This window comes from Pantoea sp. PSNIH1 (genome assembly GCF_007680655.1).
Lineage (GTDB): Bacteria > Pseudomonadota > Gammaproteobacteria > Enterobacterales > Enterobacteriaceae > Pantoea > Pantoea eucrina.
In genome coordinates, this window is record NZ_VEIP01000007.1 from 114,771 (window position 1) to 126,866 (window position 12,096).

7 protein-coding genes are annotated in these 12,096 nt (G+C 59.7%); all 7 read right to left on the minus strand.

What is annotated here, in order from left to right; translation table 11 throughout:
* Positions 1 to 15 precede the first annotated feature (15 nt).
* The gene (gene cobA, locus FS690_RS15500; protein ID WP_065647956.1) at positions 16 to 846 is read right to left on the minus strand and encodes a uroporphyrinogen-III C-methyltransferase; all 831 of its coding nucleotides are present in this window, start codon (positions 844 to 846) and stop codon (positions 16 to 18) included.
* Positions 843 to 3,464, minus strand: coding sequence for a nitrate reductase (locus FS690_RS15505; protein ID WP_065647955.1), 2,622 nt, complete (start codon positions 3,462 to 3,464; stop codon positions 843 to 845). The genes cobA and FS690_RS15505 overlap by 4 nt, the downstream gene beginning before the upstream one ends.
* On the minus strand, positions 3,461 to 7,534 hold the full coding sequence (nirB, locus tag FS690_RS15510; RefSeq protein WP_075050706.1) for a nitrite reductase large subunit NirB: 4,074 nt from the start codon (positions 7,532 to 7,534) through the stop codon (positions 3,461 to 3,463). The genes FS690_RS15505 and nirB overlap by 4 nt, the downstream gene beginning before the upstream one ends.
* Positions 7,535 to 7,544: 10 nt before the next feature.
* Complete coding sequence (locus tag FS690_RS15515; protein ID WP_065647954.1) at positions 7,545 to 8,333, minus strand: ABC transporter ATP-binding protein; 789 nt, start codon at positions 8,331 to 8,333, stop codon at positions 7,545 to 7,547.
* Positions 8,334 to 8,343: 10 nt separating this feature from the next.
* Complete coding sequence (gene ntrB / locus FS690_RS15520; protein WP_065647953.1) at positions 8,344 to 9,216, minus strand: nitrate ABC transporter permease; 873 nt, start codon at positions 9,214 to 9,216, stop codon at positions 8,344 to 8,346.
* A complete protein-coding gene (locus FS690_RS15525; RefSeq protein WP_065647952.1) occupies positions 9,216 to 10,478 on the minus strand; it encodes a CmpA/NrtA family ABC transporter substrate-binding protein in 1,263 nt (420 codons plus the stop codon). The genes ntrB and FS690_RS15525 overlap by 1 nt, the downstream gene beginning before the upstream one ends.
* 262 nt (positions 10,479 to 10,740) lie before the next feature.
* A complete protein-coding gene (locus FS690_RS15530) occupies positions 10,741 to 11,964 on the minus strand; it encodes a nitrate regulatory protein (RefSeq protein WP_145339872.1) in 1,224 nt (407 codons plus the stop codon).
* Positions 11,965 to 12,096 lie beyond the last annotated feature (132 nt).

Below are 12,096 nucleotides of genomic sequence, written 5' to 3' on the forward strand. Positions count from 1 at the left end.
TCGGTACGATAAGCATCAGTGCGCTGCAATATCACTTAACGCCAACTCCCCCTCATGAGCTGCGATTAGATCGGTACGGTAATAGCGCACCACGTCGCCCACAATCAGTAACGACGGCGACACCGGTTTTTGCTGATCAACAGTTTCGGGCAACCCGGCCAGCGTGGTGATCAGCACCCGCTGGTTCTGACGCGTACCGTTCTCAATAATCGCCACCGGCGTTGCCTCTCTGCGGCCATATTCCTGCAACCGGGCGCTAATCACGCTGCTCCAGCTCAACCCCATGTAAAAAACCAGCGTCTGATTGGTCGCGGTCAGCGCCGCCGCATCCAGCTGTGGTTCGCCGCTGCGCCCGTGTCCAGTGATAAAGCGCAATGACTGGGCACAGTCACGGTGCGTCAGCGGAATGCCGCTGGCAGCCGCACAGCCCACTGCGGCGGTAATACCGGGCACCACTTCGCAGACAATATTCGCCTGCTGCAGGCTGACCATCTCTTCACCGCCACGGCCAAAGATAAAGGGATCGCCGCCTTTTAAACGCACGACATTGCGCCCGCTGGCAGCCAGGTCCACCAGCAGTTGATTAATCTGAGCCTGCTTCAGGCCATGATGACCCGGCTGTTTACCCACGTCGATACAGAGTGCACTGCTGGCGACTTCCGCCATCACCGCTTCGCTGACCAGGCGATCATAGACCACGACATCCGCACGTTGCAGCAGGCGCAGCGCCTTGACTGTCAGTAGATCCACATCCCCCGGTCCGGCCCCTACCAGCCAGACTTTGCCAGGGCTGGACGCGTTGTCCGGCGCCAGCAGTTTATCTAAGGGGTTGATCGCGTCCATCATTCTTCCTCCGGTACAGCAACAGAAAGCAAAAGGTGTTTTAGCTCCGGCAGGCATGAGCCGCAGTTGGTACCACAGCTGAGTGCGTTACCCAGTGCCTGGGTGCTGTGACAGCCCTGTTTAATCGCCTGTAAGATGGTGTTTTCCCCGACGCCAAAGCAGCTACAGATCGTCCGGCCAGCCACGGCACGTTGTGCCGATTGTCCCGCCAGCAGAGCATGCCGGTCCGCCGCATTCACAGGTGCCAGGCGAAAAGCCTGCGCAACCCAGTCATGATTGATCTCGGGTAAAGACGCGCCTGCATAAAAGACCAGGTGCAGCTCACCGTTACGCCAGGCCAGCAGGCGGTAAAGCGGTTCCGCCGCATGAGCGGTTTGCAGTTGCAGCCCGGCCAGCGGGATCGTTGCCATGAGCCACTGTTCTGGCGAACCGTCTCCAGCCACGCTAAAGCGTTGCACGCCCTCATAGGGTGTTCGCGCCCAGTAGCGCAGCGCATCAGGCGGGCTTGCGTCGCGCTGCCAGAGCCAGCCCTGCCAGCTGGCGTTGAGCGGGTGGATACGCACAGCGGTTTGTTTAAATGCAGGCTGTGCCGAGACTGGACAGCGGGTTGAAGCCACCAGTCCGCCAACCGTGCCCTGCAGGCTGAACTGTCGGTTCCAGTGCATAGGGACAAAGATCTCACCGCGCCGCAGACCGCTGTCCAGCGTCACACGCACCGTCATCCAGCCCGCATCGGACTGCACCCGTGCCAGTGCGCCCGCGCATAGGCCATAGCGTTGTGCGTCCTGCGGATGCAGGGCTGCAAATGGCTCATCACAGTGCTGCATGAGCCGGGGAACCAGGCCGGTACGCGTCATGGTGTGCCACTGATCGCGGATCCGTCCGCTGTTCATTAATAACGGGTAAGCCGTTTCGCACACCACTGGCTGCGGCGTGGCCGGTGGCAACAGGTGGGCTTTACCATCAGGATGGTAAAAGTGCCGGTCGCTAAACAGCCGGGCGCAGCCCTCGGGATAACGAGCGTTGATTGGCCACTGTACCGGCTTCATCGCATCCCACTGTGCGTCGCTCATACCGGCCAGACCGCTGATATCAAAGGCGCGCTGGCCGTTATTCTCAAACCCCGACAACGCCGCATGTTCGCGGAAGATGGCTGCCGGATGCGGCCAGGTAAAGCCTTCATGAAAGCCCAGACGCTGGGCGACCTGCGCGAGTAACCACCAGTCCGGTTTAGCTTCTCCGGCCGGAGGCATAAACGCGCGCTGACGGGAAATCCGGCGTTCAGAATTGGTCACGGTGCCGTTCTTTTCCCCCCAGCCCTGCGCGGGTAGCAAAATATGCGCAAAGGCGGTGGTATCCGTTTGCGCCAGCACGTCTGACACAATTACCAGCGGACAGGCAGCCAGCGCCCGGGCAATGCGATTGCCTTCTGGCATCGAAACCGCCGGATTGGTGCCCATAATCCACACAGCTTTGATTGCTCCACGGTCAATGGCGTCAAACAGATCAACCGCCGTCAGGCCGGGCTCACGCGCCATACGCGGACTGCGCCAGAAACGCTGTAAACGGTCGCAATCTTCTGCGGTGAAACTCATATGCGCCGCCAGTTGGTTGGCCAGCCCCCCTACTTCCCGCCCGCCCATCGCATTCGGCTGTCCGGTCAGCGAAAACGGGCCGCAGCCGGGTCGGCCAATCTTGCCGCTCAGCAGGTGCGCATTGAGAATAGCATTGTTGTTGTCACTGCCGCTTTGTGACTGGTTAATGCCCATGCACCATAAGGTCAGTACGCGCTCATGCCGGGCGAACAACTGGTAGAACGCAGCGATCACCTCCTGGCTGATATCACAATGGGCTGCCACCGCCGCACCATCCCACTGCCACGCGGCCCGTAAGGTTGTGTCTACACCGTCCAGATGCGGCAGCATCGTGGCGTCAATGCCGTCATGCTGTTCCAGCCAGTGCAGCAGGCCCGAGAACAGGGCCGGATCGCTGCCCGGCCGGAGCGGTAAATGCAGATCGGCGAATTCACAACTGGCCGTGCGGCGCGGATCGATAACCACAACCTGCATCTCAGGGCGCTGCGCTTTTGCCTGTTTCAGGCGCTGAAACAGCACCGGATGGGCCCAGGCGGCGTTCGAGCCGACAAGAATGACTACCTCGGCCTCATCCAGATCCTCGTAACAGCACGGTACGGCATCCGCCCCAAATGCCCGTTTATAGCCTGTCACCGCGGAGGCCATACACAGGCGTGAATTGGTATCGATGTTGGCGACGCCGAGAAAGCCTTTCATCAGCTTGTTAGCCACATAGTAATCTTCCGTGAGCAACTGGCCGGAACCGTAGAAAGCCACTGCCTCCGGGCCATGCGCATCGATAATCCTGCGCAAACCATCAGCCGCGGCATCCAGTGCCGTCTCCATGCTGACCCGCTGGTGATGAAGCTGAGGATGCAGCAACCGTCCGGCCTGTGTCAGGGTTTCGCCCAGTGCCGCGCCCTTTACGCATAGCCGCCCGGCATTCGCCGGATGACGGGTATCGCCACTGACCTGAGGCGACGCGCTCTGCGGCTGCGTGACCTCGACGCCGCAGCCCACCCCGCAATAAGCGCAGGTAGTTTTCATGATGCCTGCGCCATCAGGTTAAGCGGACGGTTTGCGACCCAGACCTGGCCGTCCTCCAGTTTAACCGGCCAGCAACGCAGCTGATGCTGGGGATTATCAAGGCTCTGTCCGTCACGCAGGCGTACACGCTGTTTGTAAAGCGGCGAGATCACCACCGGCTCCCCCGCAACATCACCAAGGATACCGCGTGACAGTACGCTGGCTTCGCTGCCCGGCTCACGATCCTCCAGCGCATAACAGTCATCACCCATGCGGAATAAGGCAATACGGACGCTGCCAAGACGGGCTCCGATGCCGGCCTCTGGCGGAATGGCCTCCAGTGGGCAGATTTCGCTCCAGGGTTCGGCGGGCAGATGCATCAGGGGAATACCACTGGCCTTGTGTGGCTGGCGCTGTCCGCGCACGCGTGCATAGTGCAGCGTTTCATCCGGCTGGTCGCTGTTCACTGTGGCGGTAAACAGCGCACGTCGCGAGGGATCGGCCAGCGTGGTCTGCCATTCGCATTGCCAGGTGTCCACCACCTGTTGCATTTCCTGTTCCAGCGTGGCGGCGATCCCCAGGCTGTCATGAATCACCACCTCACGCAGGTAGTCCAGCCCGCCCTCCATGTTATCCATCCAGACGCTGGTACGCTGCAGGCGATCCGCCGTGCGCACGTAGAACATCAGAAGCCGGTCGACGTACTGGATTAGCGTGTCATCGTCCAGATCGCTGGCAAACAGTTCCGCATGGCGCGGCTTCATGCCGCCATTGCCGCAGACGTACAGGTTCCAGCCGTTTTCCGTGGCGATGACCCCGATATCTTTACTTTGTGCTTCCGCACATTCGCGGGTGCAGCCGGACACCGCCATCTTGATCTTATGCGGTGCGCGCAGGCCCTTATACCGGTTCTCCAGCGCGATGGCGAAGGCGGTAGAATCCTGCACGCCATAACGGCACCAGGTCGAGCCGACGCAGGATTTCACCGTACGCAGAGATTTTCCGTAGGCATGACCGGTTTCAAAACCGGCTTCCAGCAGGGTTTCCCAGATAGCAGGCAGCTGGTCCAGCCGCGCACCAAACAGATCGATACGCTGGCCGCCGGTAATTTTGGTATAGAGATCGTAACGCACGGCCACTTCGCCGATAGCAATCAGGCCCTGTGGCGTGATCTCGCCCCCCGGCACGCGCGGTACGACCGAATAGGTGCCATCTTTCTGGATATTGGCAAAGTAACGGTCATTCGTGTCCTGTAACGGTAAATGTGCCGGTTTCAGCAGGTAATCGTTCCAGCACGAGGCCAGTAGCGACCCCACCAGCGGTTTGCATACCTCGCAACCACAACCCCGTCCGTGGCTGGCCAGCAGATCGTCAAAGGTTTTGATGCCATTAATACGGATCAGGTGATACAGCTCCTGACGAGAATAGGCGAAGTGCTCACAGATGTCTTTTTTAACAGCGACGCCCAGGTTTTCCAGCTGAAGCTCCATCACCTGTTTTACCAGCGCGGCGCAGCCGCCACAGCCTGTTGCGGCTTTGGTGCAGCTTTTTATACTGGCCATATCGCCACAGCCACTCTGCACTGCATGGCAGATATCGCCTTTACTGACGTTATGGCAGGAACACACCTGGGCACTGTCCGGCAGCGCAGCGACGCCCAACCCTTTGGCCGGCGCGCCATTCAACGCAGGCAAAATCAGCGCTTCCGCTGCCGTCGGCAGCGGCATGGCGTTTAACATCATTTGCAGGAGCGTGGCATAGTCGCTGCTGTCTCCCACCAGCACGCCGCCCAGCAGTCGTGCATTGTCGGCGCTAACCACGATCTTCTTGTAAATGCCTTTTGGCCCGTTGGCCCAGTGGTAGCTCAGGCTGCCCGGCGTTTTGCCGTGCGCATCGCCAAAGGAGGCGACTTCTACGCCCAGCAGCTTCAGTTTAGTGCTCATGTCGGCACCGGTGAACTGCGCCGGTTCGGCCGCCAGATGCCCGGCCAGCACACGCGCCATCTGGTAGCCAGGCGCTACCAGGCCAAAAATCTGCCCGTTCCACAACGCGCATTCGCCGATAGCATAAATGTCGCTGTCACTCGTCTGGCATTGATCATTGATGGTAATGCCGCCGCGCGGCCCCACGCTGATGTCGACGCTCCGGGCCAGCTCATCACGCGGGCGGATACCGGCAGAGAACAGCACCAGATCTGTGGCCAGCTCGCCGCCATCGGCAAAGTGCAGCACCAGACTGCCGTCAGGCTGGGTGGCAATCTGTTCGGTCTGCTTCGAGGTATGCACCGTCACGCCCAGCGAGTCGATCTTTTGCCGCAGCATCAGCGCCCCGCCGTCATCCAGTTGCACGGCCATCAGGCGCGGCGCAAACTCAACCACGTGCGTCTCCAGCCCCAGCTGCTTCAGCGCATTGGCGGCTTCCAGCCCCAGCAGCCCGCCGCCGATCACCACGCCGCGCTGACTCTGGCGGGCACAAGCTGCGATGGCATCCAGATCGTCCAGCGTGCGGTAGACAAAGCAGCGCCCGGCGTCATGGCCGGGTACCGGTGGTACAAAGGCGCGGGAGCCGGTGGCCAACACCAGCTTATCCCAGGCCAGCTCACGTCCCGCGCTGTCACGCAGGCTGCGCTGCTGGCGATCGATCGCCTCTACCCGGCAACCGCTGCGCAGTTCAATTGCGTTCCGGGTAAAAAAATCCTCGCTCACCAGCGACAACTCTGTTGCCGTTTTACCGGTGAAATACTCAGAAAGGTGAACCCGATCGTAAGCCTGATAGCGCTCTTCGCCGTAGACCACAATGTGATAATGCTGATGCAGGTTACGGGCGACCAGCTGCTCCAGAAAATGGTGGCTGACCATGCCGTGACCCACCACGGCTAATACAGGTTTCGTTTGGCTCATCACAGGGTTTCCTGCAGCCAGCGGCTGCGTTTCAGGTTCATCAAGGCCGAACAGCGTATTCACAGAAACCGGTCCGGCATTATGGAGTTGGTTCAGCAGCGCGCCACTTTGCTGGCAGTCGCCATACAGCAGCACGCCGTTCAGTCGGCCGTCTTTGAGGAACAGGCGGCGATAGTGCCCGGCGATCGGGTCAAAACTGGTGACAGACGGGGCTTCGCGAACGTCACCAGCGCTAAACAGGGAAATGCCGCTGACTTTGAGACGGGTGCCCGTGGCCGCACTGTAGAAATCTCCCTGAGGCCGATCGGCCAGTTGCGCCGCCAGAATCTTTGCCTGGGCCAGACAGGGCGCGACCAGACCGAAGGTCTCGCCGCTGATTTCACAACATTCGCCTACGGCATAAATTCCGGCGTGCGCAGTGCGCAACTGGCGATCCACCAGAATGCCGCGCTGACAGGGAATACCGGCGGCCTGCGCCAGGGCGATCGCCGGCTGGACACCAATGGCCATCACCACCTGCTGCGCAGCCAGCGCACGGCCATCATGGAGGATCACGCTATCCGTCCGGACCGCCGCAAGGCTGGCATTCAGTTCACAGCGAATGTCGCGCGCCCGGAGCTGAGCCAGCAGTAATTCCCCTGCCCTGATATCCAGCTGTCTGTCCAGCAAACGTGACTGACGATGAATCAGCGTGACCTGACGTCCCTGCGCCTGAAGTCCGGCGGCGGCTTCAATACCCAGATAGCCCCCACCGACCACCACTACCGGACCGTGCCCGGCCAGCAAAGTGTTCACATCCTGCAGCGTGCGAAACGTGCTGACATGCGGCAGGTCGCTGCCTGGAACAGACGGCCTGCAGGGCTGCGATCCGGTCGCCAGTACCAGGCGGTCCCAGTGCAGCAGGCGCTGGTCGGTGCGTAAGGTCCGCTCAGCAATATTCACCTGTTCCACCGTCTCTCCCACCCGCAATGTTATGCCGTGACGGTGATACCAGTCAGGGTCGTGGATCAGCGTTTGCTCAACGGTGGTTTCTCCGGCCAGCAGCGGCGACAACAGCACACGGTTATAGTTGCCGTGCGGCTCACGGCCAATCACAGTGATGTCGTAACGCATCGGCGCCAGCTGCAACAGAGTTTCTACCATGTGCATGCCCGCCATCCCGTTACCCGCAACCAGCAGCCGTTGTCTCATGGTGTCGTCCTTATGCCGCCGAAGTCTGTTTTTCGTAGAGAAAATGCAGCACTTTCTGGCGCAGCTGGTGATAACGCACGTCATCCGCCAGCGCCACGCGTGAACGCGGCCGGACCAGGTCGATCGTCAGGATATCGCCCACCTGCGCCGCCGGACCGTTGGTCATCATCAGTACCCGATCGGACAGCAACACGGCTTCATCCACATCATGGGTAATCAGGACGATGGTGGTGTTCAGCGCCTGCTGGATGCGCATGACGCTGTCCTGCAGATGCGCGCGCGTTAAGGCATCCAGCGCACCGAAGGGTTCGTCGAGCAGCAGCACGCGAGGTTTCATTGCCAGCGCGCGGGCGATACCGACACGCTGCTTCATGCCGCCGGAGATCTCGCTGGGGCGTTTATGCATGGCATGACTCATTTGCACTTGGTTCAGGTTGTGCTCGATCCAGTCACGCATTTCCGCCTTGTTCATCTTGCCTTTAAACACCTGCTCCACCGCCAGCTCAACGTTCTGATACGCCGTCAGCCAGGGCAACAGCGAGTGGTTTTGAAACACAACGGCGCGCTCAGGGCCGGGGCCGGTGACTTCGCGGTTATCGCATAACAGGACGCCGCTGGTAGGTCGGGTTAAACCGGCTATCAGGTTGAGCAGCGTGGATTTACCACAGCCGGAGTGGCCGATCAGGCTCAGGGTTTCCCCCTGATGAATATCAAAGCTGACATTATCGAGCGCCAGAAAATCGCCGCCGGAAGTGGTAAAACGCTGGCTGACCTGCTGTACACGAATGATAGGTTGCATAGTGTTCCCCTTATTTATCCCAGCTAAAGCGACGCGCCAGCAGCATCAGTCCCTGCTCCAGTAGCAGGCCGACGACGCCAATCAGCAAAATGGCAATCAGGATGTTTTCAACATTGAGGTTGTTCCATTCGTTCCAGATCCAGAAGCCGATCCCCAGGCCTCCCGTCAGCATTTCGGCAGCCACGATCACCAGCCAGGCGATACCAATCGACAGGCGGACCCCGGTCAGCACCGCAGGCAGAACGGCGGGAAACAGGATGCGGCGCAGGATGGTCCATTCCGACAGTTGCAGCACGCGCGCCACATTGAGGTAATCCTGTGGAATGCGCTGTACACCTTCTGCGGTATTAATAATCATCGGCCAGATAGAACAGATAAAAATGGTCCAGCTGGAGGCCGGTTCGGCGCGCTGGAACAGCAGCAGGCCGATAGGCAGCCAGGCTAGCGGGCTGACCGGACGCAGTAGCGCGATAACCGGATTGAACATGCGTGCCACAAAGGCAAAACGCCCCAGCAGAAAGCCTGCGGGAATCCCTACCAGCGCGGCCAGACCAAAGCCGATAGCGACGCGCTGCAGCGAGGCCAGCACATTCCAGCCGATGCCCTGATCGTTGGGGCCGTTGTTATATAACGGATCGGCGAACAGGATTTTCGCCGCTTCCCAGGTGGCGTACGGGCCGGGAAAGCCTTTGCTGGAAAGGGCCGCGATCTGCCAGATCAGAAGCAGAAGCATCACACCGCACAGCGCGGGAATGGCACGCTGCAAAATCGGACGCAGGCGCGCAGGCGAGCGCATCTTTTTTGGCGTGACCTGAAGGGGCACCACCGTGGCCCGGGTGGGCAGCGTCTCAGGCTGCGTCAGGGAGCGAGTCTGGCTTTTCATCACGACCTCTCTTTGTGGTTAATGGCAAAGCTGGCGGCGTAAACGGCAGGATTCGTGCCATCCCACACCTTGCCGTCGATCAGGGTGCTGCTGCGCATCTCACTGCCGGGCAACGTGATGTTGCCGACGGCGCTCGCTGCCTGTTTGTAGATATCAATTCGGTTGATCTGCTTTGCGACGCCCAGATAGTCCGGATCCTCGGTCAGCATTCCCCAGCGCTTCAGCTGGGTGAGGAACCACATGCCATCGGACAGATACGGGAAACTGACGCTGCCGTCATGGAAGAAGCGCATCGCATGCGGGTCCTGCCATTTCTGTCCCAGCCCGTTTTCGTACTGGCCGAGCATGCGACCCTGCAGAATCTCAGGTTTGGTGTTGATCCAGGCGCGTCCGGCCAGCACCTGCGCCGTTTCGCGGCGGTTATCATCGGAGGCATCGATCCAGCGTGCCGCCTCCAGGACAGCCGCCGTCAGCGCGCGCGCCGTATTGGGATTCTCTTTCACCCACGCGGCGCGGGTGCCAAGAATTTTTTCGGGGTGATCGGGCCAAATCTGCTGACTGGTAGCGACGGTAAAACCAATATCATCACTGATGGCGCGCTGATTCCACGGCTCGCCCACGCAGAAGCCGCTCATATTGCCAATCTTCATATTCATCACCATCTGCGGCGGCGGTACGACGACAGTGCGCACGTCATCAAATGGATTGATGCCGGCATTCGCCAGCCAGTAGTAGAGCCACATCGCGTGGGTACTGGTCGGAAAGGTATGCGCAAAGGTGAGACTGCCTTTGGCCTTGCTGTCGATGGTCTTTTTCAGGCTGGCGGCATCGGTGACCTTTTGCGCTTTAAGCTGGCTCGACAGGGAGATTGCCTGGCCATTGTTATTGAGCGTCATCAGGTTCGCCATCGCATGCTGAGGGCCGGCAACGCCCAGTTGCAGGCCATAGATCATGCTGTACAGGACGTGTGCCGCATCGAGCTCACCGGAGATCAGTTTGTCGCGGACGGCTGCCCAACTGGCTTCTTTACTGGGCTGTAGCATCAGACCATATTTTTTGTCGAAGCCTTTCACCGAGGCCATGACGACCGGCGCACAGTCGGTCAGTGGAATAAATCCCACCCGCACGGTGGCTTTTTCTGGCGCATCGGAACCCGCCGCCCATACGGCGTTGCGCAATCCCGGCAACAGCCACAGCCCGCCAGCGGCGGCGCTGGATAACAGCAGTTGACGTCGAGACAGTGAAACTGGCGATTTGCTCATTTTTTGCCACCCTCAGGAAATAAAAAAAGGCGTCCTCTCCACTGCTTTCACAGGGAGATGGACGCCTTTATCCAAAAGCACTCGCTTTACCGCCGTTGGCAAAGCAAATGCATACACTTAATAGGGTAAAGCAAACTGCATGCCAGCTTTGAAACGGCCCTGCGCGTGGCGATCAGGGCTTTCGCCGGGCTGCTTTCTTAACCGATTTTGCACGTTTGTGACGCAGACCACGCACAAGCATTGTGCAGCTAACGCTTTAGAGTTATCTCTTCATTGTGGCTGCCACCGTGACGATCGCCTGGGCGATTTCCGGTAGCCGTTTATTCTGATCCATCGCGCTTTTACGCAGCCGTTGCCAAGCGTGCTCTTCACTCAGCCCATGCTGCTGCATCAGCCAGGTTTTGGCCTGGTCGAGCAGTTTCCGCTCTTCCAGCGTGGCGCGCAGGGTGGCCAGCTCATTGGCCTGATGCTGTAAACGCTGAGACTGCTCCGTGATCAACGACAGCAGTGAACGACCTAGCTGGGGTGCCAGCCCGTCGCTGTTCAGCGCACCGGACTCGGTGGGCAGCCAGTCCACACCGGAGACATATAAAGTAAAATCGCAGCCTGACTGCGCCACATGCAGAGGTTCAGCTGCCTGATGCTGTGCCAGTGCGATCGCCTCACGGCAGCGCAACATCAGCGTGGCTGACAGCCGATCCTCCAGCAATTTCATTTGGTCGATGCGCTGTGACAGCAGCGAAAACCAGTGCAGCGCGCCACTGTCGTCCCGCCGACCGTCGGTACAGGCAATGCGTCGCAGTCGTTCAATTTCACGACTGGCCTGCGCCAGCGGCTGCCAGTGGTGTAAAACCGCCTCATCGGCAAACTGCTGGAAGGTCGAAAAGCTTTGTTCCTCTGCTTCAATTAAGGCCACCATGGCGCTGCGCTGCTCCGCGCTGAATTGTCCGGCAGCAAAGCCGGCCGCTCCCAGGGCGCGTTCCTGTCCCGTCAGCTCTTTGCCCTGCATAAAGCTGAACAGCGCAATGAGCGCGCGGGTAATGTCAGGATGGCTGGCGGTGTCGGCGGCCTCAAAGACCAGGTTCAGTAAGCTACGGATAATGGTACTGAACGCCGCAACGGCCTGCGCGTGCGCGATCTGCTGTTGCGTAATCTGCTGGCGCAACGCCGGTAATCCGGCCAGGGCCTGCAGCGCGGCGGCGATCAGGTTGCAGAAGCGGCTGTATCCCGGCTGGGCTTCAACCCTGGGTAAGGCCTGGCAAAAATCCCGTTGGCAGCGCGTCACATCCTGCTCACTGGCGAGCCGCTGCTCGCCGTAAAACTTGCCTTCTGAACATATCCACAGATTGCTCGCCCCCCGCTCGCGCTGAAGCTGATGCACCAGCTCGCTGACGGTGGTAATGAGTTTGCCGGTCTGGCGTAGGCGTTGCAGGCTGGCAATATCGCTTTGCCTTGAGGCCTGTAACCAACTCAGTGCGTCATCCATTGCTCCCTCACCCTTTGATGCGAAAAAGTGAGTCAAGCAAAAGCCATGCCGTTTTCTCATCACCTCTTTTCTCTCCGAGACTATTTGTTATCAACCCATCTGTCTTTGCTGTCACCAACGATGCAAAAGTGA